General features: G+C 35.8%; 26 protein-coding genes and 1 riboswitch. Of the genes, 9 read left to right on the top strand and 17 right to left on the bottom strand.

Annotated elements, in window-relative coordinates:
* Positions 1-10: 10 nt before the first annotated feature.
* Positions 11-1393 carry a TolC family protein gene (locus AC3IS6_RS00560; RefSeq protein WP_489162787.1) on the bottom strand — a complete coding sequence of 461 codons (1383 nt, stop codon included), beginning with the start codon at positions 1391-1393 and terminating at the stop codon, positions 11-13.
* A gap of 267 nt (positions 1394-1660) precedes the next feature.
* Between AC3IS6_RS00560 and AC3IS6_RS00555 the strand changes: the two genes are divergently transcribed.
* From AC3IS6_RS00555 to AC3IS6_RS00545, 3 genes are all read left to right on the top strand, one after another.
* On the top strand, positions 1661-2830 hold the full coding sequence (locus tag AC3IS6_RS00555; RefSeq protein WP_489162785.1) for a hypothetical protein: 1170 nt from the start codon (positions 1661-1663) through the stop codon (positions 2828-2830).
* A gap of 92 nt (positions 2831-2922) precedes the next feature.
* Positions 2923-4017: a porin gene (locus tag AC3IS6_RS00550; RefSeq protein ID WP_489162783.1), complete on the top strand. Its 1095-nt coding sequence runs from the start codon at positions 2923-2925 to the stop codon at positions 4015-4017.
* Positions 4018-4037: 20 nt separating this feature from the next.
* On the top strand, positions 4038-5468 hold the full coding sequence (locus AC3IS6_RS00545; RefSeq protein ID WP_489162781.1) for an anion permease: 1431 nt from the start codon (positions 4038-4040) through the stop codon (positions 5466-5468).
* Here the strand turns inward: AC3IS6_RS00545 and AC3IS6_RS00540 are convergent.
* Positions 5465-5776: a GNAT family N-acetyltransferase gene (locus AC3IS6_RS00540; RefSeq protein WP_246253185.1), complete on the bottom strand. Its 312-nt coding sequence runs from the start codon at positions 5774-5776 to the stop codon at positions 5465-5467. The two genes, AC3IS6_RS00545 and AC3IS6_RS00540, sit on opposite strands and share 4 nt — an antisense overlap.
* A 289-nt stretch (positions 5777-6065) precedes the next feature.
* On the opposite strand from AC3IS6_RS00540, the gene AC3IS6_RS00535 reads away from it, so the two are divergent.
* Complete coding sequence (locus tag AC3IS6_RS00535; protein ID WP_173965280.1) at positions 6066-6725, top strand: alpha/beta hydrolase; 660 nt, start codon at positions 6066-6068, stop codon at positions 6723-6725.
* A gap of 461 nt (positions 6726-7186) precedes the next feature.
* Here AC3IS6_RS00535 and AC3IS6_RS00530 read toward each other — a convergent pair whose 3' ends face one another.
* Positions 7187-7702: a DUF2892 domain-containing protein gene (locus tag AC3IS6_RS00530; RefSeq protein ID WP_173965281.1), complete on the bottom strand. Its 516-nt coding sequence runs from the start codon at positions 7700-7702 to the stop codon at positions 7187-7189.
* A gap of 166 nt (positions 7703-7868) precedes the next feature.
* Here AC3IS6_RS00530 and rpmH point away from each other — a divergent pair, with 166 nt between their 5' ends.
* Positions 7869-8030 carry a 50S ribosomal protein L34 gene (gene rpmH / locus AC3IS6_RS00525; protein WP_008464848.1) on the top strand — a complete coding sequence of 54 codons (162 nt, stop codon included), beginning with the start codon at positions 7869-7871 and terminating at the stop codon, positions 8028-8030.
* A 145-nt stretch (positions 8031-8175) separates the two neighbouring features.
* Positions 8176-11031 (top strand): carbamoyl-phosphate synthase large subunit, encoded by a 2856-nt coding sequence (gene carB / locus AC3IS6_RS00520; protein WP_173965282.1) that lies wholly within the window; start codon positions 8176-8178, stop codon positions 11029-11031.
* 75 nt (positions 11032-11106) lie between these two features.
* Here the strand turns inward: carB and AC3IS6_RS00515 are convergent, their stop codons facing one another.
* From AC3IS6_RS00515 to AC3IS6_RS00490, 6 genes are all read right to left on the bottom strand, one after another.
* Positions 11107-12159 carry a virginiamycin B lyase family protein gene (locus tag AC3IS6_RS00515; protein ID WP_489162777.1) on the bottom strand — a complete coding sequence of 351 codons (1053 nt, stop codon included), beginning with the start codon at positions 12157-12159 and terminating at the stop codon, positions 11107-11109.
* Positions 12160-12356: 197 nt separating this feature from the next.
* On the bottom strand, positions 12357-12755 hold the full coding sequence (gene yiaA / locus AC3IS6_RS00510) for an inner membrane protein YiaA (RefSeq protein ID WP_489162776.1): 399 nt from the start codon (positions 12753-12755) through the stop codon (positions 12357-12359).
* A gap of 161 nt (positions 12756-12916) precedes the next feature.
* Positions 12917-13456, bottom strand: coding sequence for a DUF4252 domain-containing protein (locus AC3IS6_RS00505; protein ID WP_489162774.1), 540 nt, complete (start codon positions 13454-13456; stop codon positions 12917-12919).
* A gap of 1 nt (position 13457) precedes the next feature.
* Positions 13458-13985, bottom strand: coding sequence for a DUF4252 domain-containing protein (locus AC3IS6_RS00500; protein ID WP_281922496.1), 528 nt, complete (start codon positions 13983-13985; stop codon positions 13458-13460).
* Between the two features lie 16 nt (positions 13986-14001).
* Positions 14002-14460, bottom strand: a complete 459-nt coding sequence (locus AC3IS6_RS00495) for a hypothetical protein (protein ID WP_489162772.1) — start codon at positions 14458-14460, stop codon at positions 14002-14004.
* The gene (locus AC3IS6_RS00490; protein WP_173967560.1) at positions 14447-14956 is read right to left on the bottom strand and encodes an RNA polymerase sigma factor; all 510 of its coding nucleotides are present in this window, start codon (positions 14954-14956) and stop codon (positions 14447-14449) included. The genes AC3IS6_RS00495 and AC3IS6_RS00490 overlap by 14 nt, the downstream gene beginning before the upstream one ends.
* Positions 14957-15117: 161 nt before the next feature.
* Here AC3IS6_RS00490 and AC3IS6_RS00485 point away from each other — a divergent pair, with 161 nt between their 5' ends.
* Positions 15118-16590: a S41 family peptidase gene (locus AC3IS6_RS00485; RefSeq protein WP_489162770.1), complete on the top strand. Its 1473-nt coding sequence runs from the start codon at positions 15118-15120 to the stop codon at positions 16588-16590.
* 64 nt (positions 16591-16654) lie between these two features.
* On the opposite strand, the gene AC3IS6_RS00480 is transcribed toward AC3IS6_RS00485, so the two are convergent.
* From AC3IS6_RS00480 to AC3IS6_RS00445, 8 genes are all read right to left on the bottom strand, one after another.
* On the bottom strand, positions 16655-17713 hold the full coding sequence (locus AC3IS6_RS00480; RefSeq protein WP_489162768.1) for a YncE family protein: 1059 nt from the start codon (positions 17711-17713) through the stop codon (positions 16655-16657).
* A 4-nt stretch (positions 17714-17717) separates the two neighbouring features.
* Positions 17718-19571 (bottom strand): TonB-dependent receptor plug domain-containing protein, encoded by a 1854-nt coding sequence (locus AC3IS6_RS00475; RefSeq protein ID WP_489162766.1) that lies wholly within the window; start codon positions 19569-19571, stop codon positions 17718-17720.
* A gap of 27 nt (positions 19572-19598) precedes the next feature.
* Positions 19599-19801, bottom strand: a riboswitch (cobalamin riboswitch).
* A 67-nt stretch (positions 19802-19868) separates the two neighbouring features.
* Positions 19869-20405, bottom strand: a complete 537-nt coding sequence (gene cobC / locus AC3IS6_RS00470) for an alpha-ribazole phosphatase (protein WP_489162764.1) — start codon at positions 20403-20405, stop codon at positions 19869-19871.
* Complete coding sequence (locus AC3IS6_RS00465) at positions 20390-21175, bottom strand: adenosylcobinamide-GDP ribazoletransferase (protein ID WP_489162762.1); 786 nt, start codon at positions 21173-21175, stop codon at positions 20390-20392. The genes cobC and AC3IS6_RS00465 overlap by 16 nt, the downstream gene beginning before the upstream one ends.
* 57 nt (positions 21176-21232) lie before the next feature.
* Positions 21233-22912: a nicotinate-nucleotide--dimethylbenzimidazole phosphoribosyltransferase gene (gene cobT / locus AC3IS6_RS00460; RefSeq protein WP_489162760.1), complete on the bottom strand. Its 1680-nt coding sequence runs from the start codon at positions 22910-22912 to the stop codon at positions 21233-21235.
* 141 nt (positions 22913-23053) lie between these two features.
* A complete protein-coding gene (gene cobU / locus AC3IS6_RS00455; RefSeq protein ID WP_489162758.1) occupies positions 23054-23563 on the bottom strand; it encodes a bifunctional adenosylcobinamide kinase/adenosylcobinamide-phosphate guanylyltransferase in 510 nt (169 codons plus the stop codon).
* Between the two features lie 76 nt (positions 23564-23639).
* Positions 23640-24014: a four helix bundle protein gene (locus AC3IS6_RS00450; protein ID WP_489162756.1), complete on the bottom strand. Its 375-nt coding sequence runs from the start codon at positions 24012-24014 to the stop codon at positions 23640-23642.
* A 17-nt stretch (positions 24015-24031) separates the two neighbouring features.
* Positions 24032-24394 (bottom strand): C1orf53 family protein, encoded by a 363-nt coding sequence (locus AC3IS6_RS00445; RefSeq protein WP_264525126.1) that lies wholly within the window; start codon positions 24392-24394, stop codon positions 24032-24034.
* A gap of 179 nt (positions 24395-24573) precedes the next feature.
* Between AC3IS6_RS00445 and AC3IS6_RS00440 the strand changes: the two genes are divergently transcribed.
* Together AC3IS6_RS00440 and AC3IS6_RS00435 are read left to right on the top strand one after the other, a co-directional pair.
* Positions 24574-25716 (top strand): ABC transporter substrate-binding protein, encoded by a 1143-nt coding sequence (locus AC3IS6_RS00440; protein ID WP_489162754.1) that lies wholly within the window; start codon positions 24574-24576, stop codon positions 25714-25716.
* Between the two features lie 5 nt (positions 25717-25721).
* Positions 25722-26750, top strand: coding sequence for an iron chelate uptake ABC transporter family permease subunit (locus AC3IS6_RS00435; RefSeq protein WP_489162753.1), 1029 nt, complete (start codon positions 25722-25724; stop codon positions 26748-26750).
* Positions 26751-26761: the final 11 nt, after the last annotated feature.

Here is a 26761-nt window from a genome sequence, read left to right as displayed (position 1 = left end):
AACAGAACTTTTATTTGGATAGTTTTTTGGACAAATCGCCGGTAGCAATTATGGTTTCAATAGCGGCAAGTCTTTGCTCTATTAAAGTAGTGGTCTTGTTTACAGATGCTTTATAAGAGTCGTTCTCTGCTTCAAGTCGTTCCGATATATTGATGAGGCCTTCTTTATACTGTTTAATAGCAAGATTTAAATTATTGCCGGCTACTTTTTCTTGTTGTTGTGTAATGTCTATTTTTTGCGTTAAAACGGTATAATCAACCAAATTCTTTTCAAGAAGCAGTTCAAGCTTTTCTTTCGTATCGTCAATTTGGTTTTGTACCTGTTCGATATTGATCTTGGCTTCGTGTACTTTGTGTTTTCGTTCAAAACCTGAGAAAACCTCCCATTTCATAGCAGCTCCAACGACCCAGTTCTGACTTATGGTTAGTTCATTGAGCCCTAAATACAAAGCCTGATTGATTCCGGTAATAATGGGGGTCGTGGCATTAGCATTGAACAAACTCGAATAGGAAACTCCTCCAAAAGCTCCCAGAGTGGGTAAATAAGTTCCTTTTTCTTTCTTTAGTAAATATTCATAAGCTGATTTAAAAGATTCCAGTGCTTTTATTTCCTGTTTGTTTTGCGTGCTTAACTTTTCATCAGTGATTAAATACGGTGTTAAAGAATATTGGACATTGTCTATATCGGCAACTGAGTAACCAGTTAAGTATTGAATTTTTTTGTAAATCAGTTTTCGTTTTCCATCCAGTTCAATCTTTTTGGAGGCAAGTTCGAGTGCTGCTAATTTTATCTTATCTCTGTCGTACGGAATGGCAAGTCCCTGTTCGATTGCCTTTGTAACACGCTTGGTTTCCGTATCGAGTCGGTTTTCACTTTCTTTGATTAGTTTGTCTATTTCTTTTAGCAATTCTAATTGATCGAAAGTGTTAATGACCTCTTTTGTAATTTCGTCTTTTTCAGATTCTTTTAGAAATACAGTTCCCTTCGTTTTTTCTTCAATTGCTTTTGCTCCGTTTGGGATTTGCATTCCGCTAAACAAAACGGTTTTTGCCATTACACTTCCGTTAAAAATGTTGCCGTAGTTTTTAAAAGCTGTTTTTCCATCAAACAAAGGATAGTTTACAATAGGTATTGTGGCGGTAGGAAGATCGACAGTAAGTTTATTATCAAAATAGGAGTAAAGCGCACTAGCTTCGACTGTTGGAATGTATTTGTTCCAGACTCCTTTTTCCTGAAGATTTAATTTTTCAATCTCTAAATCTTTGTTTTTTAAGGAAGCACTTTTTTCAATAGCTCTCTGGATGGCTTCTTCCAAAGTGGAGGAAACAGCAATCTGACTGTGCATAAAGTTGAAAGAAAGAAAAAAAAGAAAAGGAAATAAATGTTTTTTCATTGCAATTTTTGTTTCAGTTATTTGACAAATCGTAAGATAGTTTTTGTAAGATGATACAAAGAATTGGGAGGCGGTTAAAGACCGATTGTTACAAAGTTAAGAATATAAGTCTTACATTAGTACTGTCTAGGTGTTTAAAAGATAAGGAGCGTTTAAAACTTTTTTAGTATTTTATACTTGTTTAACAGAAAGTTATCTGGCAGCATTGGAGTTTGTCTGTTTTTTCATACCTTAGTAAATGTATTTCCAAATTAACTTATTTTTAACATGAAAAAGAGTTTTTTAGTTTTAGCAGTTTTCACGACTCATTTATTTAGTTTGTCCCTATTTTCTCAAACTGATAACGAACCTGTCGCTTTAGGTTTGCCAGGAGATAATCTTAATTTATATGCCGTTTTGGATGTTTTTCAGAAATCTAAAACTTTAGAGGAATTTGAAAGAGTACTGAATGAACAGGACAGTAAGGTTAATAATTTAGATTTAAATAATGATGGCGAGATTGATTATATAGAAATCGAAAGCCAAAAGAAAGGGAATACACATGTGATTGTGCTTCAGGTAGCTATAAATAGTAAAGAGAAACAGGATGTAGCTGTTATCGAAGTAGATAAAGATAAAAAGAATAATGTGCATGTTCAGATTATTGGAGATCAGGATTTATATGGGAAAAACTATATAGTAGAGCCTTCAGATACCGTGGGGGGAACACCAAATCCCGGGTATAAGGGAGATGCTAACGTAATTGTAAATAATAATACAACGAATAATTATAATACGACTACTACCAGCGGGTATGTAACTGCAGACGTAAATATATGGCCGGTAGTATTGTACTTGTTCTCTCCAGTATATGTAGTGTATCGATCTCCTTGGTATTGGGGGTATTATCCTCCTTACTGGCGTCCGTGGCGCCCGGTTTATTATCACGATTATTGGGGATATCATGGGCATTATTACAGAAATCCGTATTATCGAAGAACGGCCAGGGTAAGAAACCAGAGGTATTATAATAATTATGTATCAAGAAGAAATACATCGGCAGTAGTTCGAAATTACAGAGCTAGTGGACGCTACAATACAACTTATAATGGAAGGGACTATAGAAGACCTGCTCCAGTTACTAATACAAGGCCTAACAGACCTTCTACAACACGGCCAGGGACACGTCCGACTAATCCATCAACCCGACCTGGGACGACCAGGCCGGAAAGCCGACCGACTAATCCGTCAACAAGGCCAGGAATAACAAGGCCAACAACTCGTCCGATAACGCCAACAAACCCATCAACACGACCAGTTGTGAGACCAACGCAACCAGTAAATCGGCCAACGAACCCAACAACCAGACCGGTAACACGGCCAACACAACCAGTAACACGTCCTGCGACCCGACCGGCATCCAATAGAAGTTCCAGTCCTAATAGAAGACAAGGTTAGATTGTGAGTATTTGATTAATTTTTGATTTACAGCATTTATGAATAAATATCTACTGCTAAAAATTGTTTTTTTCTTTATAATGCCATTTTTTATGAATGCCCAAAATGCCGCAACCCAACCGACGGCTAATGTTGAAAGGGAGGTTAAATATCCGCAATTTCAGTTCAAAGGGCTTTTTCAAGCGCGCTATTTGGAAAGTTCCGGTAAAAATGTTGATGTTTTAGGGGCTCATCATTCTACAGGTCAGGTAACACAAAGTTCGTTTGACATTAAAAGAATGCGTGTCGGGCTTAATACTAAATTAAGTGAAGCTACTGAGGTTGTGATTCTGGTAAATTTAGCTGACTTTAAATCGGATCCGAAATCGAAGGTTCTTGAAAATGCTTATGGAAAATATACTTTTAGTAAATATCTGGCTTTAACAGGAGGTCAGTTTCGTCCGGCATTCGGTATTGAGGAACTGGTTCCGGTAGATATTATAAAATCATTTGATTTTTCCAATCAATATTATGAGTTTGGTAAAAATGGCTGGACTAGTTTTCAAATTGGTGCTTCGGCAAGCGGGGCATTCGATCTTGGAAAAATCCCTGTAAATTATGCTATTTCTGTTTTAAATGGTAACGGAAAAAATCAGGAAATGGATAACGATAATGGAAAATTGTATGCAACAAGGTGGGTTTTCAGTTTGTCTAAAGAACATAAAATTAATTTGGGTTTAAATGGTGGAATTGGAAAAAGATCTGATCAAAAAGTTTTTGCTTTGGGAGCTGATATTACCAGTGATTTTAAGCTTACCGACCGATTTACTTTTGATCTGCAAATTGAATACAAACAGGGAACCAATCATAACCTGTATTTTTCATTGCCTGCCGATTCCAGAACTTCAAATGTTGATGATTATCAAATGAGAGGGGTTTATTTTTTACCTAATTTGAGATATTTGGTTGATTATAAAAAACTAACTTCGCTTGAGTTGTCCTGCCGTTTTGAGTCTTTTGATAACAATTATAAAATTAATTCAAATGTTCGTCAGACTTATACACCAATGTTAAGTCTTGAATTTGGTAAGGCTTATACGGGACGAATAGAAGTAGGATTTGAAATTGATCGCTTCGACAGAAATATTCCCGATACCTCATTTTATAATGATGATCTATTCTTGCTTCAGTTACAACTCCGTTTATAATATAATTTAATCCCTTTTTTATGAAAGAAGTGCAAATACCCCAAACCCTGATAACACTTGCAGTTGGACTTGCAATTTGGTTTATTCCTGCACCAGCTGGTGTCGTTAATGAAGCCTGGCATTTGTTTGCTATTTTTGTAGCAACAATTCTTGGAATCATCTTAAAAGCTGCCCCCATGGGGACTATGTGCATGATTGCAATTGCATTAACTGCTTTTACGCAAGTTCTGGCTCCTGGAGATGCAGGAAAATCTATTACTATGGCGCTGAAAGGATTTGGCGATAAGGTAATTTGGCTAATTGGGATTTCGTTTTTTATTGCAAGGGGATTTATAAAAACAGGTTTAGGAAACAGAATTGCTTTTTTATTCATCAGGATATTCGGAAAAAGCTCGTTAGGATTAGCTTATGGTCTGGGTCTTGCTGATCTGGTGCTGGCGCCTGCGGTACCTAGTAATACAGCAAGAGGTGGTGGAATTATTTATCCTATCATGAAATCAATGTCAATGAGTTTTGGCTCGATGCCGGATCAGCCTGAAACTCATCGAAAATTGGGATCGTATCTTACATTAAGCAGTTACAATGCAAATTTGATCGCTTCGTCAATGTTTTTAACGGGAACAGCAAGTAATCCGATGTGCCAGAAATTTGCACTTAATCTGGGAATAAAAATTAGCTGGATTTCATGGGTAACAGCGGCAATAGTTCCTGGACTGGTTTCTTTTTTTGTAATTCCTTTTGTGTTATATAAAATTTACCCGCCGGAATTAAAAAAAACCGGAGATGCTCCACAAATCGCTGCTCAAAAACTGAAAGAAATGGGAGCAATTACCCGCAATGAGTGGATGATGCTGTTAACCTTTTTTATTCTTTTATTTCTTTGGATGACAGGCGATTTGTTCTCTATTGATGCTACAACTACAGCCTTTATCGGGTTGGTGATTTTACTGCTGACTTCGGTGTTAACCTGGGATGATGTAAAAGCCGAGAAGGGGGCTTGGGATACCATCGTATGGTTTTCGGTTTTGGTTATGATGGCAAGTTCGCTCAATGAACTTGGGTTTATTGGCTGGTTTAGTAGTTTGGTAAAAGCTGAAATTGGTGGTTTAAGCTGGCAAATGGCTTTTCCTATTATTGTATTGGTGTACTTTTTTAGTCATTATCTTTTTGCAAGTGCAACGGCTCACGTGGCGGCAATGTATGCAGCATTATTGGGTGTCGGAATTTCGCTTGGAATTCCCGGCTTGCTGTTGGCTTTTATGTTGGGTTTTGTAGGTTCTATCTACGGAACTTTAACACATTACGGACATGGACCGGCACCAGTTTTCTTCGGAAGTGGTTATGTCGACCTGAAAAGCTGGTGGGTCAAAGGCTTGATAACCGGTTTGGTTATGCTCTTTATCTATATGGTAATAGGAGGGTTATGGCTCCGATTAATTGGTGACTTTTAAATTCGGATTCCTGGAGGAAGTAATTCTTTATATTCAGGATTTTTTTTAATAAACAATACAATTCTTGGGAAAATAGGCATTATTCTAAATTTCTTTTCAATAACAATTTCCATGATGCTTTTAAGTAAAGCATCAATTGTAGCTTGATTGTCAAAGCCTTCAGGGGTGTTGATTTTGGTTAAGAAAATTTTCTTCTCCTGAAAAGAATATTCCACAGAAAGTAATCCTTCAGGGACTATGGTTTCAAATTGTCTTGCAAAAGTATTGTCTTTGATTTCCATAGTTTCAATAGGTTCCATATTAGTCATGTTTTGGGGATTGAATTAAAAAAAATAATAAAAAGAACATTGGGTAACTTTATAAAGAACATTGTGGAAAAATGTTTCGATATTAGTTAATAGGATTGCAAAGGTAATCATTTGATTTTCAATATGGAATTATTTTTTTAACCTCTGCTTTAATCTTGAATTGCGCGTCTTTGTTGCTTTTATTTGGTTTAGACGGTGATTTTTGGTGCAAGATTTGCAATGGATGTTGCTAAAAAAAGTAATTTTAGCTTGAAATTAAAAGCTATAACCCTAACTCTCTTTCTGTCAAATGAGTAAAATTCCTGTATATTTTATGCCCGGTCTTGCGGCGAGTCCCGCTATTTTTGAAAGAATCAATTTAGACGAGTCTGTTTTTGAGATGTGTTTGTTGGAGTGGGAGCTTCCGCAACCAAAAGAATCTCTGTCTGATTACGCCCTTCGAATTTCTAAAAATATTAAACATGAGAATCCGGTTTTGATAGGTGTTTCTTTTGGAGGGATTTTGGTTCAGGAAATCGCCAAACACATTCAGACCCGAAAAGTAATTATTATTTCGAGTGTTAGAAGTAATGCGGAATTTCCACGAAGAATGAAAATTGGAAAATCAACAAAGGCCTATAAGCTTATTCCGATGAAATTAATTTTGAATATCGAAAATCTGGCGAAGTACTCTTTTGGAGAAAAAGTAAATAAGCGCATTAAGTTGTATGAGAAGTTCTTGGCAGTGCGTGATCTTAATTATTTACAATGGGCAGTTGAGTCGGTTATTTTATGGGATAGAAATGAAATTGATTCCAATGTAGTACATATTCATGGAGATCAGGACGATGTTTTTCCTATAAAGTATATCAACAGCTGTATTGTGGTAAAAGGAGGAACACATATCATGATTCTCAATAAATACAAATGGCTGAATGAGAATTTGCCTTCGATCATCTTGGAAAATTAAAATTCCAATGTTTTGCGATTACAAATCTTTGTCAAAGTTTTAAAATTGGACAAAGGTCTGCACGCAATCAGCACGCAAATTTTTTATCCGCAATCTTGTCATCCCGAGGAACGAGGGATCTTCGCAAGTATCTCGATATGCTAAATAAACTTTGTGTTAGTTTCTTGCGAAGATCCCTCGTTCCTCGGGATGGCAAGCTTAATATTGAGTCAAACGATAAGGTAAAAATAACTTCTTTTGAAAACGAGTGCCTTAGCCCTGATAGCAGTGGTATCCTTTTGTGGCGGGGTTCACCATAAAAGATACAAGCGGATAGCAGGAAATAGCTCCTTATCTTTGTTGAATTCTAAATTTAAAAATGTTTAAAATCTAAACTCTGCAATCTAAAATAAAAAATCCCAAACTCTTTTGGAATTTGGGATTTAAAATATTGGAATTTATATTAGTCGAATTTGAAGAATTTAGATTTTCTTCATTTGCTCTTTCATCATTGAAATTTGCTCTTTCAGCATTCCTTGTTTGTCTAATTTTTTAGCTTCATTTAATAAATTAGTCGCTTCTAGTTTTCTTCTGCGTGACATTGCAACTCCGGCAAGGTTTAATTTTGCTACTGCAAGATCCATATCCATAGATAATCCAAGTTCAATTGCTTTTTTGAAATGTTTCTCTGCCTGATTGATATTGGTTTGAGACAACATGATGCCGTGTAGGTAATTAAAGTATCCTTGTTGTTTTCTTACTAGAGCAGCTTCAGGGTTTTTAATATATGCAAGCCATTTTTTAGCTCCTTCGAAGTCTTGTTTTCTTAATTTAAGGAAAGCTAAAAGGATAAATTCGTTTTTGAAGTAAAGGAAAATAGGAATTGCAGTTAATAATATAAGGAAAATTCCATTTCCGATATTACTCTCTGTAAATTGCCAAACGCCTGCGACTACTAGAAGTCCGGCCAAAATAAGTTTAATATTTTTGTGAAACATAATTATTGTAAATTTGTGATTGCAAAGATAGTAAAAGGAATTAAAAATATTTTTATAAAACTACTTGCCAGAAAAAAAAGTCTTTGTATATTTGCACTCGGTTTTGGAATAATGATATTCAAAACAGAAAAACAGATATTAGATACCATTTTAAAGATACAAAACAATGAGCAAAAGAACATTTCAACCATCGAAAAGAAAAAGAAGAAATAAGCACGGATTTATGGACAGAATGGCTTCTGCGAATGGAAGAAAAGTTCTGGCGCGTAGAAGAGCTAAAGGAAGACATAAATTGACTGTTTCTAGTGAACCTAGACACAAGAAATAATGTTTCTATAAACATAAATAAGGCGTTACTTTTTTAGTATCGCCTTTTTTTATACCTTGTCGGTAAAAAATCTGCAACGTTCTAGTTTAGAATATACTACGAATGTTTTTTAAAGTACTTTATATAACTACACAATACAAATAAAATGCCTAAAGACACATCAATAAAATCAGTTTTAATAATAGGGTCAGGACCTATTGTTATTGGTCAAGCTTGCGAATTTGATTATGCAGGTTCTCAATCTGCACGTTCTATTCGTGAAGAAGGGATTGAAGTTATCTTGATAAACTCGAATCCAGCGACAATTATGACCGACCCAAGTATGGCCGATCACATTTACTTGAAACCTTTAACTACAAAATCGATTATTGAAATTCTGAAAGAACATCCACAAATTGATGCTGTTTTGCCTACAATGGGTGGACAAACTGCATTGAATTTATGTTTGGAAGCAGACGAAAAAGGAATTTGGCAGGATTTCGGAGTAAGATTGATCGGGGTTGATGTAAATGCTATTAATATTACGGAAGACAGAGAGCAATTTAAACAGCTTTTGCAAAAAATTAATGTACCAACTGCACCGGCAAAAACGGCTACTTCTTATTTAGAAGGAAAAGAAATTGCTCAGGAATTTGGTTTTCCGTTAGTAATTCGTCCTTCGTTTACTCTTGGGGGAACAGGAGCTGCAGTGGTTTACAAAAAGGAAGATTTTGATGAGCTTTTAACAAGAGGTCTTGAAGCTTCTCCAATACATGAGGTTTTGATTGACAAAGCTTTAATGGGATGGAAAGAGTATGAGTTGGAACTTTTAAGAGATAAAAATGATAACGTTGTGATCATTTGTTCGATCGAAAATATGGACCCAATGGGAATTCATACAGGAGATTCGATTACAGTGGCGCCGGCAATGACATTATCAGATACGACATTCCAGAAATTACGTGACTATGCAATCCTGATGATGCGTAGTATTGGAAATTTTGCAGGTGGTTGTAACGTACAATTCGCAGTTTCGCCAGATGAAAAAGAAGATATCGTAGCCATCGAGATTAATCCTCGTGTGTCCCGTTCGTCAGCTTTAGCATCAAAAGCAACTGGGTACCCAATCGCTAAAATCGCTTCTAAATTGGCTTTGGGGTACAACCTGGATGAATTACAAAATCAAATTACAAAATCGACTTCGGCTCTTTTTGAACCAACTTTAGATTATGTAATTGTAAAAATACCGCGTTGGAACTTCGATAAATTTGAAGGTGCCGACAGAACTTTAGGACTTCAGATGAAATCCGTTGGAGAGGTAATGGGAATTGGACGCTCGTTCCAGGAAGCGTTACACAAAGCTACCCAATCTTTAGAAATAAAAAGAAACGGTTTAGGTGCTGACGGAAAAGGATATAAGAACTACGAGCAAATTATCGAGAAACTAACTTTTGCAAGTTGGGATCGTGTTTTTGTAATTTATGATGCCATCGCAATGGGAATTCCGTTGAGCCGTATTCATGAAATTACAAAAATTGATATGTGGTTCCTGAAACAATATGAAGAACTTTATACTTTAGAGAAAGAAATTTCAAATTACAAGATAACAACTCTTCCGAAAGAACTTTTACTGGAAGCAAAACAAAAAGGTTTTGCCGATAGACAAATTGCACACATGATGAACTGTCTGGAAAGCGAAGTGCATACTTTGCGTATGGATAAAAATATCAACCGTGTGTTTAAACTGGTCGATACTTGTGCGGCTGAGTTTAAGGCAAAAACACCTTATTACTATTCGACTTTTGAGGCAGAAATAGAAAAAGCAAATGGTGAGCGTTACGTAGACAACGAAAGTATTGTAACCGAGAAAAAGAAAATCATCGTCTTAGGTTCCGGACCAAACAGAATTGGACAGGGAATTGAGTTTGATTATTCTTGTGTACACGGAGTTTTGGCAGCTAAAGAATGTGGATACGAAACAATCATGATTAACTGTAATCCTGAAACGGTTTCGACTGATTTTGACACAGCTGATAAATTATACTTCGAACCGGTTTTCTGGGAACATATTTATGACATCATTCAGCATGAAAAACCGGAAGGTGTTATCGTACAGTTAGGTGGGCAGACCGCTTTGAAACTTGCTGAAAAATTATCTAAATACGGAGTGAAGATTATCGGAACCAGCTTTGATGCACTTGATTTAGCCGAAGACAGAGGAAGATTCTCTGATTTATTGAGAGAATTACACATTCCTTTCCCGGATTTCGGAATTGCAGAAACGGCTGACGAAGCCTCGGCACTTGCTGATACTTTAGACTTCCCGTTATTAATTCGTCCTTCCTACGTATTAGGCGGTCAGGGAATGAAAATTGTAATCAACAAGAAAGAACTGGAAGAGCACGTGATCAACTTGTTAAAGACGATCCCAGGAAATAAATTGCTTTTAGATCACTATTTGGCCGGAGCAATCGAGGCTGAAGCGGATGCGATTTGTGATGCTGACGGAAATGTGTATATTATCGGAATTATGGAGCATATCGAGCCTTGTGGAGTTCACTCTGGAGATAGTAATGCTACTTTGCCTCCTTTTAATTTAGGAGAATTCGTAATGCAGCAGATCAAAGATCATACGAAAAAAATAGCTAGAGCTTTAAAAACAGTTGGTTTGATCAACATTCAGTTTGCAATAAAAGACGATACAGTTTATATCATCGAGGCAAATCCAAGAGCTTCAAGAACAGTACCGTTTATTGCGAAAGCATACGGAGAACCTTATGTGAACTACGCTACAAAAGTAATGTTAGGACACAATAAAGTAACAGATTTTGACTTTAATCCACAGTTGAAAGGATATGCTATTAAACAACCGGTCTTCTCCTTCAGTAAGTTCCATAATGTAAATAAAGCATTAGGACCTGAGATGAAATCAACAGGAGAAAGTATCTTGTTTATTGATGATTTAAAAGATGATCAGTTCTACGAATTGTATTCAAGAAGAAAGATGTATTTGAGTAAGTAATCTCAAATCTATAAATAAAAAAGGGAAGTCTCGTAGCTATGAGACTTCCCTTTTTTTGTATGTTAAAAGAAGCGGTTACTTAATAATAATCTTTTTAGAAGTATTATTTACTTTTAAAATGTAATTTCCTGAAGTTACATTTGATACTTTAATAGTATTGTCTTGAACATCAGCTGGCTTGAAGTTTTGAACAGCTCTTCCGGTCATATCATATAAGTCAATAGTTTCTATTGTAACATCACTATTGCTTTCGATATGTAAATAATCTGTTGCAGGGTTTGGGTATATTGTTAAACTATTATTAATAGTTTTTTTTGTGTCGCCTAAGCCTAAAGAAGGAGATGTTACTTTAATGATTTTTTTAGTATGGGAACCTGTACTTACGTAAAGTGCGCCATTGTAAATTGCCATTTGTGCAGGAGTGTCGTAGTTTATGTTGAATCTGATAAATTGTTGCTGATCTCCATCTACACCACCAGCAGGAAAACGGAAAATTCTATTTTGTGATCCTGTAGAAATATACAGATCACCATTTGGTGCAACTACTAAATCCGATGGATTCATCATTCCTGAAATCAATGTGCTAACAACGCCATCAGTAGTTATTTTTTTAACAGCCCCGCCTAACTTGTCTGCAACAAGTAAGTTGCCCGATTTGTCAAATGCCAGGCCGTTAGGTTGAAAGAAGTTTGAAGCAAATGTAGTAGTTACTCCTTCAGGAGTTCTTTTTTTTATGTCACCAGAATTAGATTCCGAATAAAAAACATTTCCAGATGCATCTATTGCAATTCCGTATGGACTTCCTGAGGCAGAGTAGGTTGTGATAACTCCTGCAGGCGTTATTTTTTCAATCTCCTGAATAAAACCGGATCCTGCTAACCAAAGATTGCCGGCTGCGTCAAAAGCTATTTGTTGTGGAGTACCATTTACGGTAGCAAAATTGGTTTGTGTTAAATTTGGTGCAACTTTAGTTACTTTGTAAGTGTAATAATCGGCAACAAACAAGTTTCCGGATGCATCAAAAGCAATTCCACTTGGAGTATTAAATCCTGTAGTTACATAATCTGTTGGGGTTTGAGCGTTGATGCTTAATGTTGATAATAATGTAAAGAGTAAAATTTTTTTCATATAGGGTATTTAAATTAAATAAAAAAACTTTCATTGCAAAAGTTATGCTTTTGGCAAGAAAGTATGGGATAATATTTTTTCTATTAGAATGTTAGGATTGTTGTTGTTTTTCTTTTCTTCCTTCAAGAATATAAGCAACAAAAAAGCTTTGTGTTAAAAGCTTTTTTTAATTGTTAACTCACTGTTTTTAGAAGATTTTAATTATTTTGGCTAAATGACATATTGTCTCTTGTGTTTTTTTGTACCGAAATAGCACCGAAAAGAGCTAACAGAAAAGCAAAAGCATAAAAACCTTTTTCGCTTGGTAAAATAGTAGCATTCCAAAGGCCAACTACTAATAGGACGATTGATAATAAAGTCCCGAACCAACAGATTCCGTAATAAATATCAGTTACCGGAAGATTTTCAAGTCTGTCTCTTACACTTTTTTGTAATGAAACTACAGCGAAAAGACCAAACATTAAAACGGTGAAATAATATCCTTTTTCGTTTAAAAGCATTTCGGCTCTTGCAAGACCCACTATAAATCCAACTGTTCCTGCTCCAAGAGCTACCCAAGATGCCGCTATAAAGGCATTCGATGTTTTTTGTACCATAAGTAGTTTAATAATTTTATTTTGGTTGATGAACAAATATAGATAAAATCGAGTCATATCAAAACAAACGCGGGCAGTATTATTCAGTATAATCTTCTAAAAGTGTTAAATAAAAAAAGCTCCAAATTTTGGAGCTTTTTCATTTTAATATAAGTAAGTTGTTATGGTTTTATCAGCTGCTGTAATGGTTTTAATTGTTCCATATCAATTTTAGACTCTTTCAAAACCGACATCAAGGTCATGATATTGTTAGGATTCATATTTTTTCCTAGTACACGCACCACTACAAAACCACTTTCTTTTTTGTTGGCAAAAACTACAAACTCTTCGATATTGTCGTCAGGTCCCACATAGCTTATAGAGGCTCCGTCTTTACCTGAGCCAACTTTCATTAATTCCTGGTATTTTGGATTTTTCAGGATCTCTTTTAGTTTGCTGCGTTCTGTTTCAAATTGTGCCTGATTTTTAGGTGTTTCTTTAAAAGCCAGGATATTCATTTTGTCGAATGATTTTAAAGCTTCATTTTGTTCTGCAGATAATTTTGTTTTTTCCACATTTAAGATTGTTGACGAAATATCAAGTGCGATAAAATCTTTATTGTCTGTGTTTTCAACAAAATACTTCTGCAATGAAGGAGTAGAATTACAACTTACTAAAGTTAATAAAACTAAAAGGGCTGAGGTAATAACGTTTGCTTTCATCTTATTTTTTGCCTTTAGAAGCTTTTTTTAAGTCAGAGCCACCTGGAAGCTGCATCTTGTCTGTAAGTACTGAGATTTCGTTTAAGTCAAAATTACCTGTCAGGGAAAGTAAAACGCTTTCATTGCTTTTTGCGCCGTCAACAAACATCAGTAATTCTTTAATTTGCGTATCGCTTGCACCTGATTTTACCATTATACGTACATTTTTTCCGCTGTCGTTTACTTTCATAAGTTCTTCTAATCCGGCTGTTTTGATGTATTTATCAGCAGAAGCTTTCATATCGGCTTCGATTTTTGGATTTTTGGTTGTAAACACCTTTAAGTAATCTAACTTTTTAATTAAGTTAATGTATTGTTGGGTTTCTTTATCTGAAGCGTCAACTTTTACCTTGCTCATTAAATCGAACATTTTTTTGTTTACGATTACTGAGGTTACGTCGTCCTGACCATCAAATTTGTCAAATGCTCCCTGAGCATAAAAAGTGTGGCTAACGAATGCTAAAACTAGTGTTATGATGAAATTTTTCATTTTGATTGAGATTTAATTACTGTTTAAAAATTTTGTTTTTTGATTGTTCGTATTCTTTAATGTACTGTACACTTTCAATACCTACATTAACATTGTTTGATAATAAAGCCAAAGCTTTTTGCGTTGCGGCAAGTGCTTCTTCCGGATTATCGTAGGTTCCTAATTCTGTTTGCGCTGTAACTGGAGTTACATCTTTTTCGCTCACATAAAAATAGGTTCCAACTCCTAGTAAAACAACAGCTGAAGCTGCAATCGATAACCACGCTACTTTTCGTTTTTTAGTTTCTAGTGGTATTGTCTGCGTCGATTTCTGTTCTTTTACCTGAGAGAAATAACCAAACATAGGTTTGTATTGTTCCAAATGCTGCGCAACATCCGGTGAAGAAAAATATTCTTTTAATTGATTTTCTTCGGCAATAGTTGTTTTTCCCTCAAAGTATTTTTCTAATATATCTTCTATTTTATTGTATCCCATAACTGTGTGTATTAACCATTGATTCTCTTATTTTTTTTCTCGCTCTTGAAAGGGCTACTCTGATAGCCGTTTCGTTCATATTGACAATTTTCGCAATTTCGTCAAATTCATATTGTTCAACATCCCGTAACTGAATTAATATTTGTAATTGCTCGGGTAATTGGCTTATAATTTTTTCAACCCATTCTAAACTATTCGAATCTTCCAATTTCTTATCCAATTGTGGTTCCCGGTCGGTATAGTTATTGTGGACAATTTTAAGATTTCCGGCTCTTTTTGATTTTAACTGATCCAGACAATAATTTTTGGTCATTGTCATTGCAATAGCTTCAACGCTATTGTAAGTGTCCAGAGTATCTTTTTTGTTCCATAACTTTACCATAACTTCCTGAGTTGCATCTTCAGCTTCTTCGGTACTGGTTAATAATCTTTTTGCCAGACGAAAAACTTTGTCTTTAAAAGGATTTATTAATTCTATAAACACATTCTGATTCATAAAATCTATTGGTTATTCGTTAGCTTATATAGTGAAGACGAGACAGTATTATTTTTGTTACACGGGGTATTCAATTTTTTTACAATAAAAAAGCAATAAAATTCTTAGAGTTAAAACTAAAGATAGTATTTTTACGTTACTACTAGATAGATATTTACTATATGAAGACAATATTAAGAAGTGTACTGATATTATTTTTACTTGCTTTTTCTTTGCAATCTTGTGAAGATCAGGACGATGTGGCGGCTCCTGCCTCGTTGCAGGTAAATGATTTTGTTTGGAAAGGCCTGAATCAGTTTTACTTATGGCAAGCTGATGTTCCTAATTTGGCAGATGACCGTTTTAGTAATCAGGAAGCATTAAATGCATTTTTGAGAGGATATTCTAAACCGCAGGATTTATTTCAGGATTTATTGAATAAACCAATAAGCAAATTCCCAAAAGGTCAGGCAATTGATCGTTTTAGCTGGATTGTAGACGATTATACTGTTTTAGAACAGGAACTTCAGGGGACTTCAAAAAATGCCGGTGTGGATTTCAGGCTTAGTTACAAACCCGGAAGTACTACCGATTTAGTGGGTTATGTACGTTATATCATCCCTAATTCTGATGCTTCTAAAAAAGATATAAAAAGAGGAGATCTCTTTACAGGAATTAATGGAACGTCTTTGACGGTTTCAAATTATCAGTCGCTCTTGGCAGCTGATAGTTATACATTGAATATGGCTACTTTTAACGGTACGGGCTTTGATAGCAACGGAAAAACAGTTGCATTAGTAAAAACAACTTTAGATGAAAACCCCGTTTTTATAAATAAAGTGATTACATCCGGAAGCCGAAAAATAGGTTATTTAATGTACAATGGTTTTTATGCCAATTATGATGCACAGCTTAATGCAGCTTTTGGAGAACTAAAAGCACAAGGTATTACAGATCTTGTTTTAGATTTAAGATACAATGGAGGGGGGTCGATACAAACAGCAACGCGTCTGGCTAGTATGATTACAGGACAGTTTACCAATAAGGTTTTTTCGAAAGAAAGATGGAATGCCAAAATTAATGAGTTTTATGAAAGCGAAGACCCTGAGTCATTGCTTAATAAATTTGTAGATAAAATTGATGGAACTGCGATTAATAGTTTGAACCTGACCAAAATTTATATTATCACAACAAGTGGTACAGCTTCTGCGAGTGAACTGGTGATCAATGGCTTGGTGCCTTATATTTCAGTAATTCAGGTAGGAGAGACTACTGTTGGTAAAAACGTAGGATCGGTAACGCTATATGATTCTCCAACTTTTGGAAAAACGAACAGAAATCCAAATCACAAGTATGCGATGCAGCCTTTGGTTTTAAAAATTGTAAATGCTGCTGATTTTGGAGAATACACAGACGGTTTAAAACCAACGTATGAAAAATTAGAACGTATTACTAATTTAGGTGTCTTGGGAGATCCTACAGAACCGTTGTTAAGTGTTGCGGTATCTCAAATTACAGGAATAACCGCGAAAAAAGCAGGTGAGGACAGTGGGGTGACTCTGAAAGGCTTCACAGATGCTAAAGCAATGGACGGAATTAAAAATCAAATGTATCTTGAAAAAGCTCCAGAGGGACTTTTACGAGCATTGAAATAAAAAAAAAGGCTTTCATTTCTGAAAGCCTTTTTTTTGGTCATAAACCAAAACTAATTCTAAAAAATTAATCGTTGAAATAGAAACCGTTTGGTCCAACACCAACTGTTAATTCTTTTTGTAATGTTCCGCTTAAATTGTAGATGTAAGCTTTACTGTTTGATTTGAAATCACCTCCGTCAGCAATAAAAATTCTATCATCTTTTACCGAAAAACCATACATTTTTCCGTAATCAGAAGTTGAAGTGTATTGGAAAATTGGAGTAGTTGAAGCTGTAGTTGCCGTATAATCTATTGTATAAACTGCCGTATTTAAGGTGTAATATATTTTGTTGTTGTAAATGTCTAAGTTTTTAACTCCGTCAAGTGATTCCGGGAAAGTGATTTTAGTGATAGAGTTATCTGACAATTTTACTTTTACAATTTCGCTTCTTTCTCCATAAGAACTTCTGATGGTGTATAAAATACCATCTTTTTCTTCCATAGTATCTGCTCCAAAACCTATAGTTAATGAAGTTTCCAATTTGTTTGTAGCCGGGTTAACCACAAGTAATTTGTCATTATTGTAAGGTTCTGTCACATAAAGCTTGTTGTTGTGAAGCTCGATATGGTTTGCAGTTGCATTTAATGGTATTGTCGTTTCTACTTTGTTGGTAGCTAAGTTAATTACAGCGATAAAATCATCAGTGTTACCAGCCGGGTTTGTTTTAGACCAATACGTATTAGCATTCGTTACATAAGCCTTACCGTCTTTTACAACACCATATCTTGGTGCATTTAAACCCGTTTCAACTTTAGCTAATAGTTTAAAGCTATAACGGTCTACTACATTAATCACATTTGAACCACCGGCAATAATATAGGCCTTGTCTCCGTCAAAAAAGATGTTTTGAAGAAATTTTCCAACAAAATCAGTAGTGTTTACCGTTTTGTAAACATCTTTATTGAACGTGTTTAAATCGTCAGAGATGAAAGAAACAGAACCACCGTCAGTAGAATTTCCTTCATTTAAGATGAAAATTCCGTTATCGTAAACTCCTTTAGGATTGTCGGAGTCGTCGTCATTAGAACAAGAAACAAAAAGCGATACGCTTAATGCTAATAAAAATAATCTAGTCAGTTTCATTATATTAAAATTTAAGGTTTAAGTACAGGTTGTAATTTCTTCCCGGCATTGGTCGGTGTTCCAGACTTTGATAAAATGTATTCCACACATTCAGCACCTGAATACCTACCCTGAAAGAAGATAAAAGTTTAAAATCGTAATCTAGGCCAACGTTTGAAACCGTATAAGCCGATACGATTTTTTCGGGATCGTTGTCTGCCTGTGTGTATACAAAGCCATTATAGAGAAATTGATAATGGGCTGAAATGTTGTTTCTGGAGTAGGCAACGGCAGCAGTAACTTTATGAAAAGGGACAAAAAACAATTGTTTTTTGGTTTCGACATTTTCTGAAACTGTATACGCATAAGTTGCATTAGCAGTCAGGTTGTTTTTGCCAAAACTCTTTTTCCAGCTCAATAAGGTTTCTGCTCCATAACTGTTCACTTTGTCTGTGTTTTGCGGCCTCCAGATACCATTATTTCCGGGAACCCATTGCAACAGATCTTTTATTTTGATGTAATAAAAAGTCTGAGTCAAAGAAAAGTTCTGAACGGTAAAAATATTTCCAATTTCTGCCTGATAAGAACTCTCCGGTTTTAAATCACGATTTCCGCCTTCTTCCCAATACAAATCATTAAAAGTTGGGATTCTGAAATTTCGGGACACATTCAATTTCAAATTATACAGTTTTCCAAACTGATAAGAAGAACCTGCTGAAAATAGCACAGGAGATTTATAATTGTCTGTAAATTCTTTGCGAACCCCAAATTCGTTTTTCCAATTAGGGGAAGCATCTTGTTTTACAAGTAAAGCCGCAGAGCTTATTTCTCTCACATTATCTCCAAAACCACTTCCGTATCCTTTGGTTCGGTTGTAGTCCAGAATACCATTTAGTTGTATGGATTTTAGCAATTGATATCCCAGATCCGCTTTTGTAGTTAAGCTTTCTGTTTTTCCGTAGGTATAAATATTGCTCGAATTGTCGGCATAATATTTATAGTTTTCGAAAATATAGGCCGTTTTAAAATTGGTTTTGAATCTGCCAAAATCGCCATCATACTCTAATAAGTTTCGATTAAAACCATTAACATATTTGCTTTTCGTTTCAGATTCAGAAACCAGTGAAGTATTTCGGTCTGTATTTGAAGTTTGGGTATATAATTTTAAACTGTTTTTGGCATCAATTTTATAACCTGCATTTGCATTTAGCGATATAACATCGTATTGGCCGTTTTGATTCCAGCGCTGTTCGCCTTTCCAGTTGTATTGATTCAGATACTTGTAATCGTTTGTTGAACTGTTTTTAGAAAAACCAATTTGAGCGCTCCATTTTTCGTTTGAAATATTGGTTTTATAATTAATTCCAATCGTATTAAAACTTCCGTAATCCAGTTTTAAAGTATTCTCAAATCGATTATAAAAGGCCAGATCGTTATTTAAATGCACCGTTCCTCCAACCGCTCCACTCCCATAAATAACACTTCCTCCTCCTGCTTTTACACTGATAGAATTATAATCGGAGCTGGGAATGGTATTAAAATCGGTACTTCCATTCATTTGAGAGTTAATGTTGATTCCGTTCCAGATTACTGCTGTTTGCGATGATGTAGTACCTCTAAAGGCCACGGTAGAAAGCATTCCACGACCGTATTCTTTAAAATAAATAGTCGAATTAAAGTTTAATAAATCAGTCAGTAAAGCCTCATTCTTGCCAATAACAGAATCGTTTAGTTTTAAAACCGATTGCGAACTGGAGTATTTTTTAAGATTGGCGTCGGAAACGACAACAGTTTTAAGTTTGGTAATAGAATCACTTTGCGCCGAGATAATCTGACACAAGCACAATAAGTAAAAGACAAAAAGTTTTTTTAAAGCCATAATTTCTACACTCTTTTTCCCGAGAGCTCGATATTGGTTACAAAGGCAGGTCTCCTGGCTTGCGTCTTGTTGTTTACCTTCCCATTCGCCAAAGCGAGCAGTGGTTTTGTAGTTAACAACAAGCATTCTTTTCAGAACAAAGCTTACAGTTGCGGGTACAGCTCAAGATTTATTACTTGATTCCCTTTTAATGTGTATGAATGAACACAACCTTAATTTTGTGCAAAGATAAAGTTAAAATTATTGAATTTTCAAATTTGTTTTAGTTTTTAGAAGGAATTCTAAACAAATCGTAATTTAATACTCTATTTTAATAACCTGTCCGAAGGCTACTTTATTGTTAAAGGCATCTTTCAGAGGCAATGCAGACCGATGGCATAAAATACTTCTGATTACACCAGCATGAGAGACAATTACTACAGGAGTGTTTTTGTGGTTTAAAATGTGTTCTCTTAAAAAGGTACCGACTCTTTTATGAAGTTCTGTAAACGACTCGCCATTTGGTACCTGTGTGGTAACAAAATCTCCCATCCATGGATTAAGTTGCTCCGAAGGAATAGCGTCCCAGTTTTTCAATTCCCAATCGCCAAAATTCATTTCCATCAGCTGCTTGTCTTTAATAAAGGAAATAGAGTTTGTCTTATGCTGAATGTATTCGGCTAGCGTGACACAACGTTTTAATGGACTTGAATAAAGTAAGGCTTCTGAGGGCAATTGCGAAACAATTTCTTCAAAAATAGTTTCAAACGGAACTGCCAGATCTACATCAGACTGGCCGTAGCAGATTCCTTTTTCGCAAGTGGTTTCGGTATGGCGAACTAGATAAACTTCCATATGCAAAGAATACTTAAATAATAGATCACTTCACAAACCTGTTGCGTGGCTCCCAGACAGTCACCTGTATAACCATCAATCCATTTTTGGAAATAGCGGGCTAAGAAGTAACGCATAATAAATACCGGAACTAGAGCTAAAAGGAATTTATACTGAAAATAAGAAAGCAGGAATAAAGGAATTAATCCGAAGAAAAAGGAACCTGTAATTTCTTTCCAACTGTGTTTTTTGGCTATAGGTTTGCTTTTACTTGTCGCATCATCACGAGAATATTCATGAGTAAAAATGATAGATATTGCTGCCAGACGACTTAAAGAATGAGCAGAAATAAACAAAAGGAAAATTAGAAAAATGTTATTAGTGAAAAGAGTAACGGATTCAGAAAGTAGTTTGAATTTCAGTAAAAAAAGCAGAACCAAACCAATTGCTCCGTAGGCGCCTATTGCGCTGTCTTTCATAATAAGCAGGATTTTTTCTTTGGTCCAGCCACCACCGAAACCATCACAAACATCAGCAAAACCATCTTCATGGAAAGCTCCGGTTGTGAGTATCGACGCGACAATTGCTAAAAGAACAGCAGTCTCCGTAGATAAAAAAAGCGAAGAAAGGTAGAAAGCCAAGAAGGAAATGCTTCCCACAATCCAACCTATAAAAGGAAAATAGCGTGTTGCCTTGTTTAAATAATCCGGATCGTGATTGATGTTTTTAGGACAGGGCATTCTGGTGTAAAACATTAAACAGGTAAAGAAAATATGGAGTTCTTTTTTCATTTAAGAGAATTGATTAGGACAAAATTAAAGGATAAAACTGAAAACTGAGACTGAAAACTATTTTCTACTGACTCCTGCGCTTTCAAAACTGGCCATTTCATTCAGAAAAACTTCAGCCGATTTGATAATAGGAAAAGCAATCGCGCAGCCTGTACCTTCGCCTAAACGCAAATCCAGATTTAAAATTGGTTTCGCGTCTAAATAATTCAATAATTTCTGATGTGCTTTTTCGGCGGAGCAATGACAGAAAACAGCATTTTTATGAATGTTGGGATTTATTTTTGAAGCAACCAAAAAGGCTGTACTACAAATAAAACCATCGACCAGAATGAGCATATTGTTCTCAAAAGCGGTTAACATTCCGCTGGCAATCTGCATGATTTCAAAACCGCCAAAATAGGCCAGTTGTTGGTTTAATTCTGCAGGGCCAGTGTAGTTTTCAATGGTTTTTTGGAGTAGGTTTTGTTTTTGAAGTAATTTTTCATTTTCGACACCCGTTCCTTTTCCCACACATTCTTCGATAGGAAATCCGGTAAGAAGACTCATTAATACCGAGGCAGTAGAGGTGTTTCCGATCCCCATTTCTCCAAAACCAACACAGTTTGAACCTTTTTTTGCGATAGCTTCAATAATTGATTTTCCTTTTTCAAAACACAATTGTAATTCTGTTTCGCTCATTGCCGGAAGGTGTAAAAAGGACTGGGTCCCTTTGGCTATTTTGGCATTGATCAGATTGGCATTTGTAGGGAAATCATAATTGACACCGGCATCTACAATCGATAGCTGAATGTCATTTTGCTTACAGAAAACATTAATGGCAGCACCTCCTTCGAGAAAATTATTGACCATCTGTCTCGTAACATCTTGTGGATAAGCGCTTACCCCATGATTGGCAATACCATGATCGGCAGCAAAAACAACAATAGCGGGATTTATAATTTTAGGGCTTAAAGTTTCAAAAACAGTGGCCATCTGAAAAGCCAGAGTCTCGAGCGTCCCTAAAGCACCAATAGGTTTGGTTTTAGAATCTATTTTCTCTTGTAGCAGAGTGCTGAAATTACTAGTTGTACTGTTTTCTTCTTTAGATTTTAAAGGAAAATCCGACACCTGATTTTGAATGATGTTTTTAATTTCTGTACAGTCCGGAACCTCTGATTTTTGTTTCCAGTGCAATTGCTGCAACATAGGTTGATTGTCGTAATTGGTGGCTGGTTTTCCGATACAGAAGTAGCCCAGTGGCTCGATGTTTTCTGGTAAATCAAGATTTTTTTTAAACTGATAATAGTTCAAAATAGATACCCAGCCCATTCCGTACCCCTGTTCTGTCAGGGAAAGCCAAATGTTTTGTGCCGCACAAACCGAACTAAATTTTACGGCTTCGTTGCTGCCCACTGTTCCAATTGTAAATTGGTTTAATACCGATCGGTCGTAAGCGATAATGAGTCCGATTGGTGCTTCTTCAATCGCTTCGAGTTTTAAAGATTTATAGTGTTCCTTTTGTTCGGGATTGTCGGTAAGCTCTTCGGCTTTTTTGTTGTACTCTAAAAAAAGATCTTTAATCGCACTTTTGACTTCAACCGATTTGATAAGATAATAGCGGGTAGCATCGGTTAATCCAACAGATGGAGCCCAGTGCCCAGCTTGTAATGCTTTTTGAATCACTTCGTCAGGGACCTCATCATTTGTAAAGTGGCGGGTATCACGACGTGATTTTAGTATATCGTCTAAATGGCTCATAATTTTTAAATTCCAATTTTTTAAATTCCAATTTCCAAATCGATTGTAAAAATCAATTCAAATAAGAATTTTAAAGTTTAAGTAAAGATAAAGTATAGTGTTGGAATTTGGAATTTAAAAATTTGGAATTTATTTTCATCGCTATCCTTTTATCTTAACAGGAATTCCGGAAACCATTAGGACTACTTCATCTGCATTTGAAGCCAGAAATTGATTCATCCAGCCTTGCAATTCGGTAAATTTTCTACCAATATGAGTTTCGGCATGAACGCCCATTCCAATTTCGTTAGTTACAATAATTAGTGTAGCGTTTTTTTGCTGAGCTATCGACAGAAATTCTTTTTTGGCTTCCTCTAAACTCAAGGATACATCATTTTTGTGGTCGATAAAAAAATTCGTCAGCCAAAGGGTTACACAATCTATTAAAGCCACTTTTCCAGAAAAGTCAATTTCGTTTAAGTATTTCTCTTTTTCAATATTGGTCCAGCGTTCGTCACGTTCCTGTTGGTGCCTGTCGATTCTGTTTTGAAAATCGTCGTCCCATTTTCTGGCTGTCGCTACATATATTGGTGCGTTTGAAAGTTGTAAGGCCAGATTTTGGGCGTAACTGCTTTTTCCTGACCGTTCGCCTCCGGTTATTAGGTAAATCATTTTAATTGTTGATTGTTGATTGTTAATTGTTGATTGTTAATTGTTAATTGTAAAATGTGAAATGTTGATTGTTAGTTTAAAGAAGAGGCTGTTTAGGGGGGATTTGACTTTTGGTTGTTTTGATAATACTCGTTATTAATTTTAATATTGAAATGGCGTCATTATTAATAGTCACAAACTCTTTTTCATTTAAGTAATTGGTTGCTTTTAGTAATTCTAACCAATAAACAGTCTCATTGGCTTCTTTTTGGGCAATTGCAAATTTATGAATAAAATCATTCTTGCTTTCAGCATGTTCTGCTTCCCTTACCGTTGCACCGATACTTGTTCTGGATCGTAAGAGTTGTTTGGAAAGTATAAATTCTTTCTTCTCACTAGACAGGTATTGATACAATTTGACTACCTGAATCGCAAAAGCAAAACTTTTGTCTTTGATAATATTCTCTTTCATAATCAACAATCAACAATTTAATAAGGGCAATGTCGGCAATCGTTTCCACAGCAGCTTCCTCTTTTTAAGTGAAACCAGGATTTAAAAACATAATTTCCGTTTTCGATATAATAATCAATACCCTCAATTAATTTCTCTTGTTTGGGTAAAGATATTGCTTTATTTTTAAGTGCTTTTTGAGGGGTAAGAGTTTCTACGTAGGCATCAATTTTATCTTCACAAGCTTCTTTAAAGCAAACAGGACAAAGGCAGTCTCCACCGGAAGAAAGATTAAAAATAGGAGGGAAATCATTACACCAACACTTGTTTTCATTTGAAGTATCTCCGCAGCTGAAAGAAGATTCACAGCTCGAGCAGACTTTTGTTTTTATGGGATTCATGGGGGGAAAATGAGGTTTATTTGGTTTTGTAAGAATAAAGGTAAACAAAAAAATTAGAAATTGCGTTACCTTTGTCAGTAATGAAATTGTAAAATTTAAAAGGAATACGATTCAAATTACATGCCATATAAGCAGAAGAATGAAGCCGGATTTCCTTGAAAAAATAATAGAACCTATATATGAGACATTTACTGCCTAAATTGATTTTTATTTTACCTTTTTTTCTTTTTGTCGGATGTAAAAAAAATGAAACTCCGGAAATTGTAAAAACTGAAATTGCAAAAAATAGTATCGAGTATGCCTCCGGACTTTCGATCGTAAAGCACGAAGGATATTCGGTGGTAACCGTTTCAGATCCATGGCCGGATGCACATACTAAGTTTACTTATGTTTTGAAAGAAAAAGAAGCAAAAGTACCAGACAGTTTACAAAAGTACACTACAATCAAAGTTCCTTTACAATCAATCGTAGTGACTTCAACGACCAATATTCCGTTTTTGGAAATGCTCGAAGTTGAAAATAAACTTGTTGGTTTTCCACATACCGATTATATTTCTTCTGAAAAAACCAGAGCTTTAATAGACAAAGGCACTGTTAAAAATGTTGGTCAGAACGAGAAACTGAATATCGAACAATTAATAGAATTATCTCCGGACTTAATAGTAACTTTTGGAGTAGACAATAACAATCCGATGCTTGATAATTTGAAAAAAAGCGGTTTAAATGTTTTGATTCAGGCCGACTGGATGGAGCAATCTCCTCTTGGAAAAGCAGAATGGATTAAACTCTACGGGGCCTTATTTGGTAAAGAAGAACAGGCAAAGGAACTGTTTGACAAGATTGTTCTGAGCTATGAGCAGGCTAAAAAATTAGTGGCGGGTAAACCGGCGACTTCAACTGTTCTATACGGTTCTATGTACGAAGATGTTTGGTATGTAGCCAAAGGAAACAGTTGGGTGGCGCAGTTTATGAAAGATGCTCAGGCCAATTATTTATGGGCGGATTTAAAAGGTACAGGAAGCGAAGGCTTGTCTTTTGAGAAAGTATTGGTGAAAGCAAAAACATCTAATTTCTGGATCGCTGCAGGCTCCTTTAAGACTCTGGACGAGTTCGGAAAAATCAATACACATTATAAGGAGTTTGATGCTTTTAAATCTAAAAATGTTTATACGTTTGAAGGTAAATCCGGAGCAACGGGAGGAACAGTTTATTATGAGCTGGCTCCAAGCCGTCCCGATTTAGTGTTAAAAGATTATATCAAGATTTTTCATCCGGAGTTGCTGCCTAGTTATGAATTTACTTTTGCCTCTAAATTAAACTAAGTTCATTGATTCATAAAAAACGAAATATAATACTGTTTTCAGTACTCGGTCTGGCGCTATTGTTTATGTTTTTCTTAGACATTAGTCTGGGGTCAGTTACTATACCTTTTAAGGAAGTGTATAATAGTATGACCGGAAACCACGCTAGTAAATCGACCTGGGAATACATTATTGTTAATTATCGTCTGCCCAAAGCAATTACAGCTGTGTTGGTTGGAGTGGGATTGTCTGTAAGCGGTTTGCTGATGCAGACGCTGTTTCGAAATCCGTTGGCAGGACCTGATGTTCTTGGACTAAGTTCGGGAGCAATTCTGGCTGTTGCGGTTGTAATTTTGGGTGCTGGTTTTCTGCCTTCATTTTTAAATTCGGTTTTATTATCGCCATTCGGAATCGTACTGGCTTCTACAACGGGAAGTGTTTTGGTTTTGATGCTGGTCCTGCTGGTTGCACAGCGCTTGCGCAATACTATGGCAATTTTAATCGTCGGATTAATGTTTGGGAGTTTTACCAGTGCTATCGTTGGGGTTTTGACCTATTTTAGTTCGGCGGAACAATTGCAAAAATTTACCTTTTGGTCGCTGGGAAGTCTTGGGAATCTTTCCTGGACCTCGATTTCGATCTTGGCAGTTTGTGTTGCTTTCGGACTGTTTTTGAGTGCAGGAAGTATCAAACCGTTAAATGCATTGCTTTTAGGTGAAAATTACGCAAAAAGTATGGGACTAAATTACAAAAGGGCACGGCTGGTGATTATTTTTGCGACAAGTATCCTGGCCGGAAGCGTTACTGCTTTTGCAGGGCCAATTGCCTTTATAGGTCTGGCGGTGCCACACATTGCAAAGCTGACTTTTCAGACTAGTAATCATGCTGTTTTATATTGGAGTACCTTTTTTTATGGAGGAATAATCATGCTGTTTTGCGATATGGCATCACAACTGCCGGGATTGGATACTACGTTGCCAATTAATGCCATCACTTCTATAATTGGTGCACCAATTGTCGTCTGGTTACTCATGCGAAAAAGTAATTTTCAGTAAATAAATTAGCC

This window comes from Flavobacterium sp. KH_035 (assembly GCF_057839565.1).
The sequence above is the reverse complement of the archived record's forward strand: the minus strand, read 5'-3'. Positions and strand labels throughout refer to the sequence as shown.